Here is a 23917-nt window from a genome sequence, read left to right on the forward strand (position 1 = left end):
ATAGGAATCTAATAGTATATCAATTAACGGTCATAGGAGAACACAACGATGATTAATAATATCTTTCTAAAAGAGTACTCAACCGAGTATCAATCACAAGTTGTCGATTTAATTTTACATATTCAAAAAGATGAATATAATATCGCCATAACCAAAGAAGATCAGCCAGATTTGCTGGATATTGAAAACTTTTATCAGCGTGGTAACGGCAACTTCTGGGTGGCTCTTCGTGAAGGAACCGTAGTAGGGACGGTTGCTTTGTTAGATATTGGGAACCGTAAGACAGCACTCAGAAAGATGTTTGTAAAACAAAACTATAGAGGTAAAACATTCAATGTTTCGAATCAATTATTGCATCATGCCATAGGTTGGGCCAGGGAGAGGTCTATTGAAGAAATCTATCTTGGAACAACACCACAATTCGTAGCAGCTCATCGCTTTTATGAGAAGAACGGCTTTGTTAGTGTAGATCCAGGAGAATTGCCGATTGGTTTTCCAATCATGAAAGTGGATAAAAAGTTTTACATATACATCATTCAATAAAATGATCCTGAACCAAGACGAGGCTGAGGGAAATTCCAGTTCAAAATGTGTGACTTAGTGACCGCCGTGTCGTCTTGCTGCCAAGCCGCAATATAAACTATCGCCGAGCAGGAATTCCTTTTGTTTAGGACAGGCGTTTGCTAGAATAAAAGGGTATGTTGTAAATCAACGTTAACCAAATTGCTGGGAGGGACACAAGTATGAGCAAAAAGATTAAATGGGGAATTGTCGGCACAGGCTGGATCTCGGATCAATTTGTGGCGGATTTGGTGCATGTTACGAATGGAGAAGGGTATGCCGTTGGATCACGTACTATTGAAAGCGCTACCGAATTTGCAGCTAAGCATCAAATATCACGGGCTTACGGGAGCTATGAGGAATTAGCACAAGATCCCGAGGTAGATGCTATTTACGTAGGGACTCCTCATCCTTTTCATAAAGAAAATGTTCTGACGGCTCTTCGGGCGGGCAAAGCGGTCTTGTGTGAGAAACCCTTCACCGTCAACAGCAAAGAATTGGAGGAAATGATCGGCTTTGCACGTGAGCGTAAGCTATTCCTGATGGAAGCAATGTGGACACGTTTTTTGCCTCCGATTCGCCAAGTGCGGGAGTGGATACATGCGGGACACATTGGCGACGTAAAGCTGGTTAAGGCGGAATTTGGTTTTCGGATAGATTGGAACCCGGAGGGCCGGCTCTTGAACCCTGAGCTGGGCGGAGGTGCTCTATTAGATGCAGGGATTTATCCGGTTTCTTTTGCTTCAATGGTCTTCGGTCCTGAACCTGAGCATGTATGGAGCACTGCTCATATTGGGGAGACAGGCGTTGACGAGACATTTTCGATCTTGCTGGATTATGGACAAGGACGCACGGCTATGCTTAACGGGGCAGTCCGTCTCGGGTTGACGAATGAGGCATACATCCATGGAACCAAGGGCTATATCCACATTCCGTCATTCTTGAACAGCACATCGGCTACTTTAGTTGTGGACGGTGAAGAGGCACAAAACTTTCAGGATGACCGATCCTCTACAGGCTATGCCTTTGAAGCAGAAGAAGTCGGGCGTTGCTTGAACGAAGGCTTGCTCGAAAGTTCTACTATTCCTTTGGATGAATCATTAGGAATTATGAAACTGATGGATCAGATTCGTTCACAGTGGGGACTTCGGTATCCGTTTGAATAATCACATTCATTCCAGGGACCTTTCAGGTTCTCTGGAATTTTTTTGTTTATGAGCGTTATTTTTTCATACCAGGATTTTTGAAAAATTCTCATACATAAGTATTTCCAATTCCCAAATAGCGACTTTGGTCACACGCTAGGTAATGCCATATGAGTAAATCAAGAGTGGGACATATGAATCATTTTTTGTGATTTAAATTAGTTAAAAAACCGTCATTAAAAAGTTACAAAAGTGTAATCTTATGATCAGTTAACTGAATTGTGAGCGCTATCTTTTCATGAAAAAGATTGATGGTCCTAGTGCTGTACTTCCAAAAACTTTCAATGAAATTTTCGAAAATGTACGGTAGGGTGGTAAACGTGTCACTTGAGCTATTGCGGCTTTTGCTGACTTGCTTGCTTATCCCGTGGCTCTGGATTCTTGTCGGAGCTCGCAGGATCGAGAGCCTTTGCAAGCCTGTGAGCGTTGAATAGGCATTCATCTCATGACCAAACATCAAGGAGGAATTACAAACGTGAAAGTAAAATCAACATGGTTGTTCCGTATGGTGATGATGACAGTCATTGCGGCTGTTGTGATCGGACCTATGAATATTGCAGGAGCGGCAGGAAGTCGGACAGATCGGCCTTGGATGAACACGGCCCTGTCGGCTGAGAAACGGACAGCGCTGCTGCTGCAGGAAATGACGCTGGAAGAAAAAATAGATTTGGTGACTGGCAAGGTCAACAATTACTATGGATTCTATAATAATTCGATGGAGCGGTTGGGCATTCCGGCGCTGACGATGGCAGATGGACCTGCAGGTGTACGTATCGCTAATCCGGATGTGCAGGACAAGCAATCGACTGCGTTGCCTGCTCCAATTGCGCTGGCTGCAACGTGGGATACCCAAGCTGCCCAACAGTATGGGGATTTGCTCGGAGACGAGGCTTTTAATACAACTCATAATGTGGTGCTTGGACCCGGGATGGATATTGCCCGTATTCCATGGGGATCGCGAAACTTTGAATCTATGGGCGAGGACCCGCTACTGCAATCGCAAATGGCGACCGCTTATGTCAAAGGTATACAAAGCCATCCTGTTTTGGCGACTGCCAAACATTACCTTATGAATAATCAGGAGACAGAGCGTTTCACAACAAATGTCAAAGTCAGTGACCGTGCGCTGCATGAAATTTACATACGTCCGTTTCAGGAGGCTATTGCCAAGGCAGATTTGGGCGGAGCTATGTGCTCCTTTAACAAAGTCAATGGCGAATCGGCATGTGAGAACAAGACCATCATGACAGATCTCTTGAAAAAGGAAATGCAATTCAAGGGCTTCGTGATGAGTGATTATGGCGCGAACCTGAGTACCATCGAATCGGCAAATAGTGGCTTGGACCTGGAAACACCCGGAACCCCTTATGGAAAATGGGGAGATCAGCTGCTGGCTGCTGTCAAGAATGGTAAGGTAAGTGAAAAAACGATTGATGAAAAGGCTGAGCGCATTCTGGTGCAAATGTTCAGCAAAGGTCTGTTCGATCACCCGGCTCAAAATAACCAAATTGATGCACGTGACCATGGCAAGACAGCCCGTCAATTGGCTGAGGAAAGTATGGTACTGCTTCAAAATAAAAACAATGCATTACCGTTGTCTAAAGATAAACTCAAGTCCATTGCAGTGATTGGCCCCGATGCAGATAACGGCACTGTGGCAGGCGGAGGCAGTTCGTTGGTGAACCCGACGTATACCGTGAGTCCGTTAGAGGGAATCCGCAATCGTGTCGGCAAAGGAGTTACCGTCCAATATGCACCGGGCACAGACCCGATCTCTGCAGGAGACATTATGCCAGGCCCATCGGCTGTTCCGTCTTCACTGCTGACTACATCTGATCAGAAAGAGCATATCAGTGTTGGATATGCGACTTATGGAGATGGCGAACAGGGGCTTCGAGGCGAATACTGGAAGAATAACAAGATGGAAGGCAATCCGATTCTTGTACGCAATGATGACCAAGTCAATATGAACCTTGGATTTTATAATTATCAGGGCTTCAATGCAAAGTCCCCTAAAGTTCCAAATACACCAACGACATTGAACGGCTTGATATCTGCACGCTGGACAGGGGCAATTGCAGCTCCCAAGGATGGTGACTATGCATTGTCATTAACCAGTTTGGGATCAAGCAAGCTGTATCTCGACGATAAGCTATTCGTGGATAATCAAGGTGAAAAGCTGGGCACTACGAAGAAAAACATCTCCCTTAAAGCGGGTGAAAAGCACAAAATACGTATTGAATACCGCGCTGATTATCCGACAAATGGTCGTGATTCCGGTGGTATGGTTCGTCTGGGCTGGGAGCCTCCAGCAGATACGTCAGATAAGCTGATTGACAATGCTGTGAAATTAGCGAAAAAATCGGATGTTGCGATTGTTGTTACGCGTACGTATGAGAGCGAGGGATATGTTGAGCGTTCCGATATGGAACTGCCGAACAATCAGGATCGGCTGATCCGTGCGGTTGCGGCTGCAAATCCGAAAACCATTGTCGTACAAATGAGCGGCAGAGCCGTGCAAATGGATACATGGCAGGATAAAGTCCCTTCCATCGTACAAGCATGGTTTGCTGGACAAGAGCAAGGGAATGCTATAGCGCGCGTCTTATTCGGAGATGTAAATCCTTCAGGCAAGTTGCCGGTAACCTTCCCAGTTAACGAGCAGTCTACACCCGTGTCCTCACCAGAGAAGTTTCCGGGTGTGAACGGTATAGGTGACTATTCAGATGGGATTTTTGTAGGCTATCGTGGGTATGAGAAATCGGGGATTCAACCGGCGTTCTCCTTTGGACACGGTTTATCCTATACGACATTCGGATATAGCGATCTGAAAACAAAGCAGCATGCGAGTGGAAAAAAATCCGATCGTATGAGTTCCGTAGAAGTTTCGCTCAAATTGAAGAACACTGGCAAAACAGCCGGAGCTGAGGTTGTACAGGTGTACAGCGGTAAGCTTCCGACAAATGTAGAGACTCCATCCCGTCAACTGGCAGGCTGGTCCAAGGTGGAGTTAAAGCCGGGTCAAGAGAAGAAGGTTCGCATTGAGCTCGACCCGAAAGCTTTCTCTTATTGGGATGAAAAGTCCAAAGCATGGGTTATGCCGGCGGGTGAAGTGCCCATTTATGTGGGCAGTTCCTCTCAGGATTTACGACTGACAGGAAGTGTTACGATTCCGGCTACCTCTACAGCAAAGGCAAAAAAGTAATCCCGTTACATTTGTTTTAAAATGGTTATATTCAAGAGAGCGCGGGCACAAGCACCGGCTCTCTTTTTGCCATATGTATGCAAAGGGAAACCCAAGTGAAAGCTGAAATAGTAGAGAGAGTGGGGACAGGCTAGTGATGGGGAGAGGAGGATATTAGATGAAGAAACTCCAAAAGCAACGACGTACTGACATCTGGCTGCTTATAGCTGGGGTAGCCATTTTGATCTGTGCGGTCCTGGCCAGTATGGCTATACGGAATGTTCCGGGGCCGAAAGCAGAAAATAACGTCAACATGTGGCTAACAACACCCAACCCGGCGAATCGTTTAACCCAACAAGCCCCGATCCGTTGGGATAAGGATGATAAGGATAGCAGTAAAGAAAATGCTGCGAATGCGGATACACTGACGATTGAGGTTAAGCCAGATATTCGTTACCAGACGATGGAAGGGTTTGGGGCAGCGGTGTCCGGTTCGTCTGCATACCTGATGAATCATGGCATGTCTGCCAATCAGCGTGATCAGCTGCTAAATGATTTATTTACAGCCAGTGGCATTCAACTGAGTTATATTCGCCATACCATTGGAGCATCGGATTATTCCGTAGATGAACAGGGACAGCCTGGCAGCTATACCTATGACGATGTGGCAACAGGCAAGGACTATGAGCTGAATCATTTCTCCATCGCCAAGGATCGGGATGTAATCGATGTGCTGAAGCAAATCTTGAGAAGAAACCAGGATTTAAAGATTATGGGGACCCCGTGGACAGCTCCACCCTGGATGAAATATGGGGAGCAGATTTATAACGGCTGGTATTTGGACTATACCGATCCGCGCGTCTACCAGGCGTATGCTGACTATTTTGTTCGTTACCTACAGGCTTATGCGAACGAAGGGATTCCGATTCAGGCGATTTCCATTCAAAATGAGCCAGAATTCACTACGTCCAAGTATCCCAGCATGAGTATGGGGGCAGCAGAACAGGCGAATTTTATTAAACAATATCTGGGCCCGACCCTAAATCGCAACCATTTATCTACTCAGATCATTGCCTTTGACCATAACTGGGATACAGGGAGTGAATATGCCAAGACCGTGTTAGGAGATGAACAAGCTCGAAACTATACGCACGGAACGGCCTTTCATTGCTACAAAGGAGAACCTACGGCGATGAAAGATGTGCATCATGCTTTTCCTGATAAGCCTGTATATATGACAGAATGTAGTGGGGGAGCGTGGAGCCCGGGCTTTGGAGATGATTTGAGCTGGGATATGTCCAAACTGATCATTGGTGCACCCCGAAACTGGTCGCAAAATGTCCTCTTTTGGAATATCGCACTTGACCCGTCCGGGGGTCCGACCAATGGGGGGTGCACCAACTGTAGAGGTGTAGTGACCATCGACCCGTTAAGCGGTGCAGTTACGAAAAATGTGGAGTACTATGCGATTGGGCACGCCAGCAAATTTGTCCGTCCAGGTGCGGTACGTATTGATTCTACACATTATAGTGGAAGTATCGAAACGGTCGCCTACGGCAACCCGGATGGTACGCTTGTCCTGATTGCCGCTAATACGGGAGAGAACACAAAGACATTTAAGGTTCGGCAGGGAAATAAGGTTTTCAAATCTACTCTTCCATCCAAGTCCGCGGCTACCTTTCAATGGAATCCTACGGCTTCCTGACACGGCCTGTACATCAACGTTTTATAGAAGTTTTAGAGCGCTTAGCCCATCTGGCTGAGCGCTCTTTTTTCATTTGCTACAAAATCCAGACTGAGAAAAAAATAAAATTTTAATATTGTTCAGAATTGGTTCAGAGGCGGATGATAAGATCTTTTCACTAATAACAAGAATGAACCGTTTACGGGGGAGAGTCTGATGAATCAAGAAACAAATAAAGAATGGCAAAAAGTGCTGATGGTAACGTTGCTGGCAGGTATGGCATGGGGGCCCCAGCTTGTTCATGCGGAAACGAAAGGGGAGACGTCTGCGATTGTGACTAAAGCCAGTACAGTATCTTTTACAGATCAATCCACTATGTCATCCCAGGCATTACAGGCGGTACAGGAGGCTGTGAAGCAAGGACTGATCACGGGTTATCCAGATGGTTCCTTCCGTCCAGATCAACCGTTAACGCGCAAGGAAATGGCAGCTTTGCTGGCTAATGCACTTAAGCTTGACGCAACGGAGAAAGCAGTAACTTTTAAGGATACGCAGGGGAGTTGGGCCGCTTCTTATATAGAAGCTGTACGTGCGGCAGGTCTAATGACCGGAGATGAATCAGGTGCTTTCCGCCCGAATGCTGCGGTGAGCCGTGAGGAATTAGCAGCCATTCTGGTGAGAGCGATTGGAGGAACCCATGTTCAAGGCGGAGATGTTCAAGACATTTCTGATGGGGATCAGGTGAGTTCATGGGCCAAAAACAACGTAGAAGCAGCTCTCAAACTGGGATTAATGGATACGCCGGATAATCGGTTTGACTCTAAAGTACAGGTAAAACGTCAAGATATCGCAGCCTTTCTGGTGAATGTGTTCCAATCGGGTGAACGGACGGGAATCCTTTCTCGTATCGACGGGGATATCGCTTATATGGATGGAAAGCCCTATTTGATCGGCCAGCAATTGAAGCAACTGTTCGGAGCGGACAATGTGCCGGCGCTTCAAGGGGCTACCCTGACCTATCAGGCATCGAACCGAAACGTAGCTGATCTGTCGGCGCTTCAAATTGTGCAAAGTGGTACAGCCCAACATCCGGTGACTTTGTATAGCAAAGGGTCAGAATTTAAAGGCAAGTTAGCTATTGCAGCGGATTTTGTGCGAATTCAAGGAGATACGTTACCTCAGGTAACCTTGATGCAGGGCGCCAAAAATGTAGAAATTCATGCAGACGTAAACGAAATGATCGTGGATACGCATGAGCCTATTCAGATCCAGGGAAGTGGTGTATGGCAGCAGCTTAAACTGAATTTTGCCGACACACAGGTACGTCTTGCCAATGGGATACAGACTGTACAGACCCGTCTTGCGGAGCGGGGAACAGAGACTCAAATTATACGTGATACCACGTTGGATGCATCTTCGGATACATCCTCAACAAGCACTAAAAAAAGTTCATCCGGTGGTGGCGGTGGCAGTTCTACAACGAATCCAACGCCAACACCTAATCATGTACCTGTCTCAGCTATAGTTCCTTCCGATCAATATGCCATTGTGGGTTCCGGAGATACGCTAGTGGATTTGAAAAATGTATTTTTCGATGCCGATCAGGATGAGTTGTCGTATCATGCGGTCACTTCGGATGTATACGTAGCAGAAGCAGAAATGGCAAATCAACAGCTTACACTAAAACCTAAATCAGTAGGAAGCACGCAGGTATTTGTTACGGCAGAGGATGGAAAAGGCGGTAAAGCGAGCGTGTTTTTCAACTATACAGTGACCAGCTCTACTTATGAGGAGGACATTAATCACAGTCCTGTCGCGAGCAACAGCCTTAATGACATTCCTTTGCTCTTAAACGAAGGTGGCAAGCAGATTAGTCTGTCTGACTTGTTTAATGATGAGGATGGCGATGCACTGACCTACGCGGTGGAATCGGCTTCGCCAGAAGTGGCCACAGGAGAAGTTACAGGCGATCAGCTTATGCTTACGCCGCTTCAAGCCGGCATTAGTCTAATGACGATAACAGCCCGTGACGGCAAAGGAGGCACAGCCTCGATTCAGTTTGCTGCTATGGTGAATGCGCCTTTGCCTGATCCGCAGCCTGAGAATCACATACCTGTGGCTTTGCCTCATTTACCTATCGTAGTAACTAATGTGTTACAGGACAAGCTGATGCTGTATCCAGGTTCGTTATTTATGGACCAGGATGGCGACACCTTGACGTATACCCTCACTTCCTCCAATCCCCAAGTAGGCAGTGTGGTGGAGAATGGAGAAGATTCATTTGTATCACTGCATAATGCCGGTATTACGATGATTGGAATTACGGCAAATGATGGCCGTGGGGGCGTTTCTTTCACTTCATTTATGCTCCAAGTTGAAGCTCCTCAACCCGTAAATCATCGTCCGGTAGTGACCCGTGTGCCTGAACCTCAATATTTGGACCCAGGAGATGGTCAGCAAATATTGCAGCTGAATGATATGTTCTCTGATGAGGATGGAGACACGCTGACCTATACTGTAGTGTCTTCTGATCCATTGGTGGCAGGGGGGCAGGTAGAAGGGACTGCACTTTTCATACAACCGTTGCGTAATGGTGTGACGTTCCTTACGATGACAGCAAATGATAATCGTGGTGAAACGACATCTTTTACGATTCCAGTGATTGTTGAGAAAAGAGATTTGTTCATTTCCGAAGTCGTGTGGCAAGGCGAACCGGATTATCTGGACCAGGCGATTGAATTGTACAATCCGACCAACAGACCGTTGGAGAAAAATAGAATATGGATTGAGCGATCCGACCAACCAGACCCGATTATCATAAATGCCAATGACGGAGATGTAATTATGCCTGGGCAAACCTTTGTGATTGCGAATGATTTGAGTTCGTTCGGATCGGAAGATTGGTATTATACCTTCCTGCAGTTACAAAATAACAATTCGGAACCCGTTACGCTTAAGTTGTACTACAACAACGTGCTCATTGATATCGCAGTTATTGGTCAAGGGCAGGCCTTGGGACGGAACAGTGGTACGGTCATTGGTAATACAGATCCATATCAGGCTGGCGAATGGAATGTTGAGGGGACGAACTACCCTGTTAATCTAGGAGACTTTATCGGTAGGGAGAGAATGGCACCATGAAAAATAAGAAGTTAACCGCTCAGCTGGCAGCTGCCTTGCTGCTGCTGACCCCTTCGCTTCCTGCCGGAGCAGAGCAAGCTACCGTGATAGATACGGCTTCCGTATCCAATGGGCCGACAGGGAACAATACTGCCACCTGGACGGACGTACAGCAGCTTACAACACAGCAATTGGAACAACTGCAAAAAGCCCGTGAACTCGGGATTATCCAAGGCGACCCCGCCGGAACGCTCAGACCTGAGCAGAAGCTCACACGTCAGGAGCTAGCCGCACTGCTGGTCAAAGCGTTGCAGCTTCCGACGGGCAACTTGGACGGCGCTGCCTCCTTCACGGACGTGCCCGCCGATAGTTGGGGGCGCCCGGCTATAGAGGCAGCCCGTAAGGCCGGGCTGATGCAGGGCGACGCCAACGGACGCTTCCGTCCGAATGACCTGATCAGCGCCCAGGAACTGGTCGCGCTGTTGGTCAGGTCTGCTGGGACGGGGACGTCTGCGGGCACGCCCGCCAGCACAACCGACTCGCTGTCGGCACAGACGCTGCCGACGGCGTGGAAGGATGCCAGCCCGTGGGCGGCCCCGATGATTCGGGCGGCGCTGAATAACGGGCTGATGAGTGAATTTGGCGGAAATCTACACGCCAAAGACTCGGTAAGCCGCGTAGATGCGGCCAGCCTGCTCGTATCTGCTTTATTTCCACAGGAGCGTGCTTCGCAGCTCGAGGAAATGGACGGCAAGCAGATACGGATCAATGGCATCGCGTATGACGTGGCAGAGCCGCTGCGCGGCATTTTTCACGCGGATAATCAGACCACGCTGCGCAACGCGGGCATTCGTTTCCATGCCACAGGCCGGACGGTGGACAAGGTTACTTGGCTGGAGCTTCGCAGCAGCGGGTCTTCGGCTCGTGACGGCGAAGCGGAGTTCAGTGGCAACATTGTGCTGGACGGACACGGCTCCACGCTGAACGGGGATTTGGTGATCGCTGGCGATTTTACATCCGTACTGCATTTGAATGTGGAACAGCAGTTAACGGTGGATGCCCGAGTACAGCAGGATTTTTATGCACAGGATGTACAGGTGCAGGGACAGACCCATATTAATGGCGGAGATAACAATACAGTTGTATTTGATAGCTCAACGTTGACACAAATGGATGTCACAAAGCCGGAAGTTCACGTTGTCTTCAGTGGTACCACAAGCGCGACAGTCATGAACGTGCAATCCAGCGCAAGCATTGAGGTTGGCGCGGATGCTTCCTTGCCGCAGCTGAATGTTAATGAAGGGGCGAACAAAGTCAATCTTCAGGGAACGGTTCAGACCGTTCAGGTAACTGGTAGCCAGTCCGTCGAAATGACAGGTACTAGCACAATCCAGCAGTTGACCGTCACAGGGACGGGTGCCTTGGAATTGAAAACTACAGGCAATATTGAAAATATTCAAGTCAGCAATCCGGCAACTAGGGTCAATGTGAGTGGAAATGTACAGGTATCTGCGGTCACACTGGGTACCGGAGTAGCTTCCAACGCTGTTACGGGTCTAGCTTCAGCAAGTGTAACAGGTACGTCCTCATCTTCTGGAAGCTCATCCAGTTCATCCAGCAGCGCTAACCGTTCACCGGAAGTCGTGAATGCTTCAGTAGAACGTGTAATTACAGAAGGCGCTGGTGAACAGTTGTACGATTTACGCCAATTCTTTACCGATCCTGATGGGGATACCTTGACCTTTTCGGCAGCTTCTCTTCAATCCGGCATCGTACGGGCGTCCGTATCGGGCAATATATTAAAGCTTACGCCAGTCAGTGTCGGAAAAGCATCCATCAGTGTATCGGCTAATGATGGACGGGGAAAAAGGGTGTCGTCTACCTTCAAAATCACCGTGAATGGCCAGCCAGTATCTGCAGGTATACCAGATCAGGCGCTTACTGTGGGACAATCTGACTCGGTACTGCATTTGAATGATTATGTTCAGGACCCGGAAAATGCAAGCTTAACGTATCAGGTTACGGTTGATGATCCTGCTGTAGCATCGGTGGTGCTTGCGGAGGATGAATTGCGTCTGAGTCCGCTTCGAGCGGGCAGTACGAGCGTTCATGTCACTGCCAATGACGGACAGCAAGGAGAAGATGGCAGTACAGGCCAAAAGCAGATTGATTTCAAGCTAACAGTTCAGGGCGCTCCTAATCATGCTCCGCATGGACAAGCCCCTCAGCCGTTAACCGTCACATTGGGTCAGCCGGATATGACACTGGATCTTTCCACGATATTTACGGATGCAGATGGCGACCCACTGGTGTTCACAGCGATCAGTACGGATGCTACCATCGTGCAGACTACCATAATGAAAGATCAGCTTTCTTTGCAGTCGCTGCAAGCGGGGAGTGTAAGTATTACCTTGACGGCAGACGACAGCAAGGGTGGAACAGATACAGTTGCCTTGATTGTAACGGTTTTGCCCATACCTAACAGTAGCCCGGTAGTAACCCGTGCACCAGACGCTGTACATCTGATTTTAGGCAAGGCTGACGGAACCGTGGATCTGTCCACCATCTTTGCTGACCCGGATCATGATCCGATTCGTTATGAGATCAGTGCGTCTGATCCAGCCGTGGCAGATGCTACAGTTCAAAATGATCAGCTTGTCATTCATGGGCTGACTAGCGGCAATACCGTGATTACCATCACGGCTAAAGACGATAGAGGCGGAGAGATTAGCACAGACCTACAGGTTCATCTATTGGAAAATGCGGCTATTACAGCGATCCCTGAGCAGTTGCTTCAATTGGGAGATGCTGCATCAGAACTGGATCTCTCACCGTTCCTATTGAACTGGGATCTAGCATCCCTGTCAGTGACAGCAGACACGTATGATCCAGGAATTGCTACGGCCCATATGAATGGTCAGAAACTACAGTTAAACCCAGTGAGTGTAGGGACCACGAGTGTAACACTCAGTGTGTATGATCAGTACGGACGTGCAGAGGGAGCGACGTTCCCGGTTACCGTCAGCATGCCTCAGCTAAATCAAGCTCCTCAAGTCATAGCGGCTATAAACGAGCAGGTATTGACTCCCGGAGTTACACAGCAAAGAGATTATGATTTGCAGCAGCTGTTCAGCGATGAGGATGGAGATGTGCTTCAGTTTACGGTCAGCTCCAGTGATCCGACGTTGGTGAGTGCATCAATTAATGGCAGTATCTTAACGGTGGCTTCTGGAACAGGTAGCGGTCTTGCCGCTATTACCATTACAGCCACGGATGGTCGGGGGGGTTCTGTGCAATACACGTTGAATACACGCAATGCCGAACTGGTTTCCGGGGGGATCACTCCGATAGGGGTTAAATACGGCTTGCCGCACAGAACCGTGGATCTGTCCAGTTATTTCCCAGGACAATCTAAATTCCTGGTATATAGAGGAACGCCATCATCGACATTCATCGGTCCTGTAGAACTCATGGGCACCTCCATTCCCCTTTCCCCCGAACCTTTACTGGTATGGGTGGTAGGAGCGGATGGAAGAGCTGTCGTGTTTCAGGTCCAACAGGAACCACAGCAAGCGCCTGCTGTATATTTCTCGCAATATGTGGATGGCGGGGATGGAAGAATTGTTTTGCAATTGCATTATAACGGGAATGGAGATCCTTCCCACCGGGCAGACGGTTATTCACTGGAGTTTCATCAATGGATGAAGAAAACAAACCAAATGAAAGTTACCACTCTACCGATTAATCCGGTTTATCCTGCCATGCCATATATAATCATCGACACTATCTTTTATGATTTCATGGATATTACGAATGCTTGGTATTTCAATGATGAGGGCGATTTCTACAACCCGAACGAATTTAACACTGTTGCATACGTTTTAAAATACCAAGGACAAGTGGTGGATGTATTAGGAAATCCAAATTCACATGAACAGTTTACTCCACAAGGAGGAACGTTCGTCCGCAAGCCAGGAATATCCTACGGATCGTCTGCCTATAATCAGCCAGATGAGTGGAATGCGTTCCCGAAAGGGAGCTTTCAATTTGTCGGCATTCATACACCATAAACGGTATGTTTGTCTGCGATCGCTGTTTTTTGAAGACAGGTCATGAATTCTTAAAAAGGTGTAACCCATCAACTATGGAGGGTTACACCTTTTTATGTATCAACAAAGAGGTAATGATAAAAGGGATCATTTATAGCAGTGAGTGCAGTCACATAGACATATACAAAAACATGACTATAATGTACATATAGTTTAAATTTAGTCTTTTTGGGCTGACGGTTCCACACACTTCACTCACAAAGGAGAGGATTCATCTCATGAGCATACATTTGGAATTGGATTCCTTATCCGTTGAAAGGCTAGAAATGGCCCTTTCAGGACGACCGGGGATGTTCAAGTTGTTTTATGATACAGAAGATTGCGGATGCAACGGTGTACTTGTTATCTTGGTTGTCACCGCGCCCAATGCAACTGATAAAGCAGTACAGTCTGAGCCTTATTCTTTTTGGGTAGATCAGCAGCAGGAGCAGCAGTTCGATAGCAGAATGCGGCTTGAGGCAGACCCTAGTTACCCGTCGTTCAAGCTAAGTAGTGATGCCGGTATATTTAGTAACAATGTTAGAATTCAAGATCGGCGCGTGAACTCGTCCGAGGAGTGATACGCGGAGGTAATAGGAATTCATTAAGCACCAAAAAAGCAATTCTGATTAACACTAAGTTTCCAAAAGACGAACCTGATCCAGCCCCATTGGAAGAGGTTCGTCTTTTGCGTTATATTCCATTCGTTCCTCCAAAAAATGAAGTGTTTAGTGGCCTGCTCTGAAGTGGTACAATAACCTTTATGATAATCGGAGAAGGACGTTGAGAAGATGAAAAACTTGCTCGTTTCGGGCTATCGTGCTCATGAGCTGAATATTTTCAGTCAGAAGCACGAAGGCATTCCATATATTAAAAAGGCGCTTGCAGGCAGGCTTATTCCCTTGATCGAAGAAGGGCTGGAATGGGTGATTACCCCTGGTCAATACGGGGTGGACTTGTGGGCCTGTGAGGTCGTTACTGCACTAAAACAGCAATATCCCCACCTAAAATGCTCTATTATGATGGCTTATCAAAATATGGAAGAGAAATGGAAGGAGGACAAAAAGGAATATTTTCAGCAGATTTGTGCCGAAGTTGACTATGTGGGAGTGGTCAGCCGTCAGCCTTATCAGGGAATATGGCAACTCAAGGCACGGGATGAACTCCTTTTCCGTAAAACAGACGGTTTATTGCTTGTTTACGATGAGGATGCCGGAGAGGGCAGCCCACGTTTTATGAAGGAACTTGCATTGAAAAAACAACAGGCAGAGGGCTATCAGTATATCAGCATCAGCTCGGAGGATATCCAGAGCATTGCTGATGAAGAACGATTATTCATGGACCTCTGATTTTTAAAGCATTAGCCCGGATTTTTGAACAAAAAGGACGTATTCGTCCCTTTACATATATGTAAGCGCTATCATAAAATTTAAACAACAATAACTTATCAGTCACATAAAATAAATTTATTGAAAATACAAACCATGAAAGGAGCTAATGATTCAGATGAACAAAAGGTTTCGGTATACTGCGTTACTCTGTCTCGGTGTCATGTTGTGTGGAGTGGTCACCCCGATGGATAGCCAGGTCTCTGCTGCCTCTACGAGACAAATGGAAAAGCTGAACCGGGGAGCCGTCGCTGTTAAGGTGCCTGAGGGTGTACTGGTGAGCTGGCGCTTGCTGGGCACGGAAGCGGATTCGGTCGGCTTTAATTTGTACAGAGGGACAAGCAAGGTGAATGATGCGCCGATTACATCGAGAACCAACTTTTTGGACAAGGCAGGTTCGACCTCATCTTCGTATACCGTTCGTGCCGTGGTCAATGGAGCAGAGCAGGCCGCTTCTCCTGCGGTGAAGGTATGGAACAACAACTATCTGGATGTTCCGATCCAGCAGCCCGCGGGAGGCACAACTCCGGATAATGTGAACTACACGTACCATGCCAATGATGCCAGCGTAGGGGATCTCGATGGGGATGGCGAGTATGAGATTGTGTTAAAATGGGACCCTTCCAATGCCAAGGATAATTCGCAATCCGGTTATACGGGAAATGTATTTTTGGATGGCTACGAACTGGATGGAACACGCAAATGGCGGATCGACCTGGGACAGAACATACGGGCTGGAGCCCACTACACGCAATTTCTCGTCTATGATTTTGATGGAGATGGCAAAGCAGAGATTGTATGTAAAACAGCAGACGGCACGGTAGATGGTACAGGTGTAAAGATTGAAGACGCTTCGGCTGATCATCGAAACACGAGTGGATATATTTTGAAAGGTCCCGAGTTTCTCACTGTGTTCTCAGGTGATACAGGCAAGGCTCTTAGTACGATTGACTATGTGCCACCACGCGGAACGGTATCGAGCTGGGGAGATAATTATGGTAACCGTGTAGATCGTTTTCTCGCCGGGGTTGCTTATCTGGATGGCGTGAGACCCAGCATAGTGATGGCACGTGGGTACTACACTCGCACCGTTCTGGTCGCGTATGATTGGCGGAATGGTAACCTGAGCCGACGCTGGACCTTTGACAGCAACAGCTCCACCAATGCTGGTACGGCTGGACAGGGAAACCATAGCTTGAGCGTGGCGGATGTGGATGGCGATGATAAGGACGAGATTGTGTATGGCTCGCTGGTTGTAGACGATAACGGAGCGAAGCTGGCTAACACCGGGATGGGACATGGAGATGCACTTCATGTTGGCGATCTGGACCCCGACCGTTCGGGCTATGAAGTGTTCAAGGTGAACGAGGACAAAAATGCCACCTACGGAGCTGCTATGTACGACCCGCGTAATGGAAATATTTTATGGGGCGTAAATACAGGCAAGGATACCGGAAGAGGCATGTCAGCGGACATTGACCCGCGAACCAAAGGGAACGAGCAGTGGGCACCGGGTATTGGGTTGCGTTCAGCCAAGGGGCAGCTCATCACCAACACGCTACCGTCTTCCATTAATTTTGGCATCTGGTGGGATGGGGATCTCCTCCGTGAACTGCTGGATCATACCTCATCAAGCGCTGGAAAGATAGACAAGTGGAACTATACGAACTCGACTACTTCCAACTTGCTTACGGCAACAGGAACGAGTTCTAATAACGGAACTAAAGGAACGCCGTCCTTGCAGGCCGATCTGTTCGGTGACTGGCGGGAGGAAGTCATTTGGCGTAAAAGTGATAATTCGGCGCTGCGTATCTACACAACACCATACGTGTCAGAACATCGATTCTACACGCTTATGCATGATCCAGTATATCGCCTGAGTATTGCCTGGCAGAACGTAGCTTATAATCAGCCGCCGCACACCGGGTTTTATCTGGGAGAAGGGATGTCCAAGCCCCAGCAGCCGAATATATATACTCCTTGATATGTCGTTCGACAGTGGTTTGAAAACAAATAGAATGAACAAAAACAGAGAGGGCTCCAAGCTAATTGGAGCTCTTTTTGTCATGATAGCCCGCAAGATAACGTATGATTTTCATGAAAATGGGAACATTAGTTCTTATCAATGGAATATATGTATGAAAAAGGAGGCGGAATCTGTGAGTTCTTTAACGACTGAAGGCATGATCGAGCTCGTAACTAATGTCGGATTCCCTGCTGCATTAAGTCTGATTCTTTTAAAATATATCCTCGTCACCCTAAGTCGTAGATTAGAGGAGCTGGACCGATCTGTTAAGCAACTGTCGCTATCTTTGGAAGAGATGGAGGCAAAGCAAGTGAAACAGTCAGAACAACCGTCCCCGGCAAATACGGACAAACTTCGTGCAGAATGAACAAAAAAAGGCAAATAGAAACAATTTAGCAACCCAATCGAGAAGCGAAATTATTATAATAGAAATGTCTGCAATTTGTGCAGACATATGATTATGGAGGTGTATATAAGTATGAAATTAAATACGAAGCTATCCGCACTATGCATTGCGGCCACACTTATGAGCGTGGCACAGGCCGCCGCTGCCGCGCCCGCCGTGACTGCTCCAGCGGAAGCGACGCAACCGAGTGTTGCTAGTCCGGCCGCATCCGCCCCGGCTACGACTCCAGCCCCGGCGCAAGCGCCGTCGGCTCCAGCAAGCTCGACCCCGGCTGCAGCCGCAGGTTCTGCCAAAGCCGCTACACCAGTAGCTCCGTCTGCACCAGCACAGCGTCCATCTACATCGGTAGCACCCGCGGCTGCTCCGATCGTACCTTCGACTGTGAAGCCGTCTAAGCCGCAACAGCCGTCCACTGCGGCGCCAGCAGCCGCGGCTACCAACGTGAAACCGACGCAACTGGACAAGCTGAACCACGAGAGTGCGGTTCCGCTTGTGCTGGAGGCGCAGTCTCGTTATCAATATGCGATCAGTGGTGGCAGCCCGGTGGGTAAGTCGTTCCAGTTGAACGGTAAAAGCTACCGCTATCTGTCCGAGGACATCGGCACGAAGACCAAATTGATCAGCTATCTGACGCAGGCCTACACAAAGCAGGCCAGTGAGCAATTTGTTGGTAAATTTTTCGTCGAAGTTAATGGTAAATTAGCTCAGTTGAACGCAGATGGTGGCAATTTGTTAGAGTTCAACCGGGCTACGGCGAAAATGGTAACCATGACTCCGGTGAAGCGCAGCTACCTGCTGACCGTGCCTTATCCGGCAGAAGCCAAGCAGGCGAATGAGAAAATCACCGTGAATTTTGAAAAGGTCGGCAGCTACTGGAAAATCAGCTCCGCGCCGCATGTCATTTTCTAAATTAAGATTTTGCAACAGGCTTCATATGGGGTAAAGTGATGTTAAGGCTTGTTTCGTAAGCCCCAATTCAATGCAGGGGAGTGCTGTGCAATGATGACACCCATCAAGGTAAAAAACGTTAAGGATATTGAAAAAATCAATCAAATCGTATCCAATTATACGTATGACATCTGGATTCATGGCAAAAGCGGCATGGCAGATGCCAAATCCATTTTAGGCATGTACGTGCTGAAGCTGGATGAGCCGCTAACTCTGGTTGTACCTGACAATGTTAATCCCAAGAAGCTGTTCAAGGAGTTGGAGGAGTTTATCCATTTTCCTGCTCAAGAAGGATAAAAGGCAAGAAGGCACTTGTAAACACTGGATGATCTATTACTAAAATAACGCAAAGAAGCCGTGGAACCTAAGTCCCACGGCTTCTTTTTTTAGTGTTCTTTCTCGTCCAAAAACGGGAGATTCACCGAATAGTACATAACCCCCATAAGCAGCACGCCGCCAACCAGATTTCCGAGCGTAACCGGAACGAGATTATGGATCACGCCAGCGACAGAAACTGTACCCGGATGGTCCAACACGAGTGCAATGGCGAAAGTACACATATTAGCCACACTATGTTCATATCCCGAAATGAAAAAGCAGAACACAAACAGCATCATGGCAAACATCTTTGCGCCATTTTCCTTCATAAACATGGGAACAAAAAAGGCAAGACAGACCAGCCAATTACACAAAATAGCCCGGAAGAATAACTGCATTGCAGGCGCTTCCATTTTATGCTCAACCACGCTCAGTAGAAAGCTGTTTACGCTGGAGGAGTCAAACAGCCCGGTCAAGTAAATAAGGAGTGCAAATACCCCCGCACCCAGTAAATTACCGCCATAGCTGGCAGCCCATAATCGAAGCACCTGCCCCCAGCGCAGCTTTTTACGGAGCGCAGCATAAGTGTAATAGAAGGTGTTACCTGTAAACAAATCCCCACCGCCGTAAGCGATCAGAATGATAGCCGCTCCGAATGTGAGAGCCGCCATGGGATAAGTGAATGGAGAATGCTCCATGTAAAAAAAGTTGCCCGTCTTGAAGGCTACAATAACGCCGAACCCGATGAACATACTCGCCAGCATGGAACGTGCCAAATACCGGAGTAGGCTCTGCTTGTAAATTTTATACTTCTTCATGGCTAGCTGTTCGACATTGCGTAAGCCTTCCGTCTCCATATTTAAGGACAACCTCCTATTTTCTCATATGTAAGTCTTTAAACAGACTTTATTTTTCCCGAAACATGTCCAGTCTATCAGCAATCCTGTTAGCTTAACAAACCAAGCTTTTGTAGTCCGTACAAAATACCGTCTTCATCTGCGCGTTTTGTGACCATTTTAGCTGCGGCTTTGGCTTCATCACAGCCGTTGCCCATCGCGACGCTGTTATGTATAGCTGTCAGCATCTCCACATCATTTAAGCCATCGCCAAAGGCGTATTGATTTTCAGCGGCAATGCCCAGTCTGGACGTAATTTCGCGGATACCCTTCGCTTTGGAGCCAGCATGAGGAACAACGTCCACAGAACTCGGATGCCAGCGCACAAAGTCAAACGCCTTGAATACCGTTTCATAGAAAGGCTCTTCTTCTGCTGTACACATCAACAGCGTCTGATAAATATCTCTTCCTTGGAAATAGAGCGGATCGTATCCAACTGAAATCTTGGCCTTAAGCGTTTGGACCGATTTCTCTACAAGCTCATCGTTAGGAATATTGGCCTTCATGTCCATATGATCCATATATACAAGGGCATGATTATGTGTGAGGGCCAGATCGGTCATCGCTTGCAAGGCTTCTCTGTTCAATGGATTGGTAGCGATCACTTCCCCGCGGAGCACGACATATTGCCCATTAAAGCTGACGTAGGAGTCAATTTCCAACTGCTCGCGGATATCTTTGAACATAAAAGGCGCACGGCCTGTTGCGATGGCCACCTCATGTCCCAGCTCTTTCAAAGCAAAGACGGCCTTTTCTGCCGTTACCGGCATTTTCTTGTCATCGTCCAGCAATGTACCGTCGATATCGAAAAAGATAATTTTTTTGTCTGACATGTCCCTACACCTGACTTTCAATAATGTATTTGTCGAAATGAACTCATATGGATTCATTATATCAAAGGAACTGCTTCTGAATACACAAATACGTATAAATCCTCATGAATGTCCGACCTCTATAGCTTACAATATGAAATAAGGCTTACTGTAAAATATAATTTCTATCTCCTATTTTCATAGATGGGATGTGATCACCATGACAAAAATCCAAGTCACACCGGAGCAGCTGGACAGCGTGGCCCTCCAATTTGCCAATGCCCACGGCACACTGTATAACCAGTTAAATGGCCTGGATAGCACAATGAACCACCTTCACAGCCAGTGGGATGGTATGGAGAGGAATCGTTTTTATAATGACTATCGTACGGCTAAATATACACTTTCTTCTGTATTAAATAAGGTTCAATCCATTGAAATTGAGCTGAAAAGCATCGCTTCGAAGTTTAGAAATGCGGATGGTGAAAGCACACGTGGCTTCTGGACAGCCCTAGCAGCGGCAATGAGCGCTAGCGCAGCGCTGGCAGGCAGTGGAGAGGCTGGAGATCATGGTGGTGAAATTGCCAAGCAGCCCAAAAACATAGACGAATGGGATCAGGCAGACGCGGATAAATATCATCAATATGAGGAACTACTGAAAAACGCCGAGGCCATCGGCGACAAGCAGGTTATGCAGAAGATTCACGACCAGATGAATGTCCTACAGCTGCAATATGAGGACTCCGTTACCCGTACAGATTACAATACAGGAGAGACCTCCAAGATCACATCCGATTCCCTTGTCGCCGTCACCGAACTGACAGGTAAAGACGGAAGCAAAACGGATATATCTATAGATAAAAAAGGGAATGTTGTGAGTTATGAGCAAAATACGGATAAATACGATTACTGGGTCCAAAAGCATACCCAATCAGCCGGAGAGCACGCTCTAGGTAAAACGGCCCAGACCGTCACCGGATATGGAATAGGTCTTATTTTGTCGCGCGGGGCTGGTGTTAGTGGGGCAGGTCAGGGCATCGGTACTGGTGCAGCCTCCGGTTGGGGGGAACACGTCGTCGGCATTGGTGGCGGCATGCTCAGTGACAAAGTACTTTTCTCCGTACCCGATGAGGGCGAAACCCGTACCATGATCTACCGAACGAATAAAGAAACCGGACATATTGAGAATATGATCATCGTCACCAAAGGTGAGAATGAAATGGAGTATCGCTATTGGGAAGATTATAACTAGATCTTGAGATGTGAACGATAATAACGTGTTTAGGAGTATCCACAAAATCTACAGTCTTTTTTTCTGGAACAGGTGAGCGGCAGTGGAAACTGTCAACTCGCTAGCTGGAGAGGTCTGTGGATTTTTTTGTTTACCATTTTTTACTGAATTCCGATATATTAAATAGATAGAATACATATCCAAGGTAATTTAATTGAATATTAGAAAAAGATTAAAGTACTAGTTTTAGAGGGAGAAATAGTAAATGAAAAACATCCATTAGTAGTCGTGTTATTTTGAGAGGGTAGGGAGAGGAGTTACTATATGCAACAATCAGAGACATTACTGTACACGTACAGGCTAACATTGAAAGATATCATGTTATTTAATTTTTGTTTGAAGTATCAGAAGTCTACTGGGCTTAAGTTGATGGCATCAATCCAGTTTCTGTTGGTCATTATGGCTACATACAAGCTTATAGTAGATAATGAAGTAGATCCTAATACGATAGCGATGTTCTTCTTTCCATTCTTAGTTTTTGTAATTATTCCTTTCTTTACTATTAAAGAAGTGAAAGCTAACTACCTAAATCACCCACAATGACCTATTGAAAAAGATTATGAGTTTTCAAAGGAGGGCCTTCACTTTACGTACTCTGCGGGTTACAACTGGGATGAAGTAAAGGGGGTCATTAATACGCTGACTGCCTTTTATATATTGCTGCCTAATCATAAGTTTATATTGGTCCCCAAGCGGATTTTTTCTAGTAGACTGGAGCGCCGACAATTTAAAGAACTGTTGATAACTCAGATCGGATCAGAGAGATGGGATTATAAATTTATAGACAAAATGAGCAAATTAAATAGAAAATAATTATATTTATGGTGAATAAAATAAAAACCTAATGCGTTTGTTAAAAGGAGGAACTCATATGTATCTTCTATTTTGTAGCGATCCTCTGAATTCTAAAAGTGTAGATATGGATTACCGTAAAGAGTGCGAGGTTGCACGGAGTCTTGGTTTTGATACAGGGTTGGTCAATTTCGATAATCTGAATGAGGATGAACGGGAAGGATCAGGGTCTAACCCATATATTGTTTCTAAGAATATGCGAGAGTATGTTGCTAAACAGGGAAGCGAGTACGTGAACGCGCTATACCGTGGATGGATGTTAAGGCCCGAAGTATATGATGCTTGGACTGCAGCCTTGGAGGCAAATCGAATCAGGATGCTGACAAGTGCTGAGAGTTATAGGAACTGTCACTATTTTCCCGATTCATACTCGTTAATTCAAAAATTTACGCCTCGGAGTGTATGGCTGGAGCGGGACCAATTGGATGCGGAGTATATTCGAGAGGCGGTCATGCCTTTTGGAACGAAAGCAATAATGGTGAAGGATTTCGTTAAATCACGTAAACATGATTGGCTGGACGCCTGTTATATCCCGGATGCGTCAGATCAGGTGCATGTGGAACGGGTGATTCGTCGTTTTGTTGAACTTCAGGGGACAGAATTGAATGGAGGAATTGTGTTAAGGGAGTTCGTACCTTTAGAATTTCTTACGACTCACCCCAAAAGTGGCATGCCCTTGTCTAAAGAATATCGTCTTTTTTTTATGTTCGGAGAGCCTGTTTTTACGGTTAATTACTGGGATGAGGCCGCATATGAGACCGTTCCTACAGATCTGGATGAATTTATTCAGATTGCACGTCAAATTCAAAGTCCATTTTTCACAATGGATATTGCTCGTACACAAGCAGGACAATGGATTATTATAGAATTGGGAGATGGGCAAGTTTCGGGACTGCCCGAGCACACGGATCTTGAAGCGTTCTATACAAATTTAAAAAAAGCGGTGGTGAACCGTGGATTATGGTAAAAGGCACAGTGCTTCTGTTGAATTGGAAGGCTGTGCCTTTCTATCAACTCTACCATTCCACAGACTTGCAATTGGGGTACCAAATGATGGATGATAGAAGAGGGCCTTTTATGTAGAAAATAGGGCTAAAGATAGAGAGGATACCAATAATAAATAGATCGTATTTACCGT

Annotated in this window: 17 protein-coding genes; 15 read left to right on the top strand and 2 right to left on the bottom strand. The window is 46.8% G+C overall.

Annotated elements, in window-relative coordinates:
• The first annotated feature begins 48 nt into the window (after nt 1-48).
• The 12 genes from NSQ68_RS04675 (at nt 49) to NSQ68_RS04730 (ending at nt 18907) form a co-directional block, all read left to right on the top strand.
• Nucleotides 49-543: a GNAT family N-acetyltransferase gene (locus tag NSQ68_RS04675; protein WP_342428128.1), complete on the top strand. Its 495-nt coding sequence runs from the start codon at nt 49-51 to the stop codon at nt 541-543.
• Nucleotides 544-743: 200 nt separating this feature from the next.
• Entirely contained in the window at nt 744-1727 is a 984-nt protein-coding gene (locus tag NSQ68_RS04680) for a Gfo/Idh/MocA family oxidoreductase (protein ID WP_342428129.1), read from the top strand.
• 514 nt (nt 1728-2241) lie between these two features.
• The gene (locus NSQ68_RS04685) at nt 2242-4971 is read left to right on the top strand and encodes a glycoside hydrolase family 3 C-terminal domain-containing protein (RefSeq protein ID WP_342428130.1); all 2730 of its coding nucleotides are present in this window, start codon (nt 2242-2244) and stop codon (nt 4969-4971) included.
• Nucleotides 4972-5128: 157 nt separating this feature from the next.
• On the top strand, nt 5129-6655 hold the full coding sequence (locus NSQ68_RS04690) for a glycoside hydrolase family 30 beta sandwich domain-containing protein (protein WP_342428131.1): 1527 nt from the start codon (nt 5129-5131) through the stop codon (nt 6653-6655).
• Between the two features lie 195 nt (nt 6656-6850).
• On the top strand, nt 6851-9775 hold the full coding sequence (locus tag NSQ68_RS04695; protein WP_342428132.1) for an S-layer homology domain-containing protein: 2925 nt from the start codon (nt 6851-6853) through the stop codon (nt 9773-9775).
• Nucleotides 9772-13824 (top strand): S-layer homology domain-containing protein, encoded by a 4053-nt coding sequence (locus NSQ68_RS04700; protein ID WP_342428133.1) that lies wholly within the window; start codon nt 9772-9774, stop codon nt 13822-13824. Before NSQ68_RS04695 ends, NSQ68_RS04700 begins: the two co-directional genes overlap by 4 nt.
• A 257-nt stretch (nt 13825-14081) precedes the next feature.
• Nucleotides 14082-14423, top strand: a complete 342-nt coding sequence (locus tag NSQ68_RS04705; RefSeq protein WP_342428134.1) for an iron-sulfur cluster biosynthesis family protein — start codon at nt 14082-14084, stop codon at nt 14421-14423.
• 210 nt (nt 14424-14633) lie between these two features.
• On the top strand, nt 14634-15191 hold the full coding sequence (locus tag NSQ68_RS04710; protein WP_342428135.1) for an SLOG family protein: 558 nt from the start codon (nt 14634-14636) through the stop codon (nt 15189-15191).
• Between the two features lie 226 nt (nt 15192-15417).
• A complete protein-coding gene (locus tag NSQ68_RS04715; protein WP_342429068.1) occupies nt 15418-17214 on the top strand; it encodes a rhamnogalacturonan lyase in 1797 nt (598 codons plus the stop codon).
• A gap of 175 nt (nt 17215-17389) precedes the next feature.
• Nucleotides 17390-17623, top strand: a complete 234-nt coding sequence (locus tag NSQ68_RS04720) for a hypothetical protein (protein WP_039272563.1) — start codon at nt 17390-17392, stop codon at nt 17621-17623.
• A 111-nt stretch (nt 17624-17734) separates the two neighbouring features.
• Complete coding sequence (locus NSQ68_RS04725; protein WP_342428136.1) at nt 17735-18571, top strand: DL-endopeptidase inhibitor IseA family protein; 837 nt, start codon at nt 17735-17737, stop codon at nt 18569-18571.
• A gap of 90 nt (nt 18572-18661) precedes the next feature.
• On the top strand, nt 18662-18907 hold the full coding sequence (locus NSQ68_RS04730; protein WP_010347443.1) for an HPr family phosphocarrier protein: 246 nt from the start codon (nt 18662-18664) through the stop codon (nt 18905-18907).
• Nucleotides 18908-18996: 89 nt separating this feature from the next.
• Here NSQ68_RS04730 and NSQ68_RS04735 read toward each other — a convergent pair whose 3' ends face one another.
• Both NSQ68_RS04735 and NSQ68_RS04740 read right to left on the bottom strand, forming a co-directional pair.
• Nucleotides 18997-19785 (bottom strand): formate/nitrite transporter family protein, encoded by a 789-nt coding sequence (locus tag NSQ68_RS04735; protein WP_029517571.1) that lies wholly within the window; start codon nt 19783-19785, stop codon nt 18997-18999.
• An 89-nt stretch (nt 19786-19874) separates the two neighbouring features.
• A complete protein-coding gene (locus NSQ68_RS04740) occupies nt 19875-20657 on the bottom strand; it encodes a Cof-type HAD-IIB family hydrolase (protein ID WP_342428137.1) in 783 nt (260 codons plus the stop codon).
• Between the two features lie 199 nt (nt 20658-20856).
• On the opposite strand from NSQ68_RS04740, the gene NSQ68_RS04745 reads away from it, so the two are divergent.
• The 3 genes from NSQ68_RS04745 (at nt 20857) to NSQ68_RS04755 (ending at nt 23746) form a co-directional block, all read left to right on the top strand.
• The gene (locus NSQ68_RS04745; RefSeq protein ID WP_342428138.1) at nt 20857-21888 is read left to right on the top strand and encodes a WXG100 family type VII secretion target; all 1032 of its coding nucleotides are present in this window, start codon (nt 20857-20859) and stop codon (nt 21886-21888) included.
• Nucleotides 21889-22473: 585 nt separating this feature from the next.
• Nucleotides 22474-22740, top strand: coding sequence for a YcxB family protein (locus NSQ68_RS04750; RefSeq protein WP_342429069.1), 267 nt, complete (start codon nt 22474-22476; stop codon nt 22738-22740).
• Between the two features lie 58 nt (nt 22741-22798).
• Entirely contained in the window at nt 22799-23746 is a 948-nt protein-coding gene (locus tag NSQ68_RS04755) for an ATP-grasp domain-containing protein (RefSeq protein WP_342428139.1), read from the top strand.
• Nucleotides 23747-23917: the final 171 nt, after the last annotated feature.

This window comes from Paenibacillus sp. FSL L8-0158 (genome assembly GCF_038592965.1).
Lineage (GTDB): Bacteria > Bacillota > Bacilli > Paenibacillales > Paenibacillaceae > Paenibacillus > Paenibacillus polymyxa_D.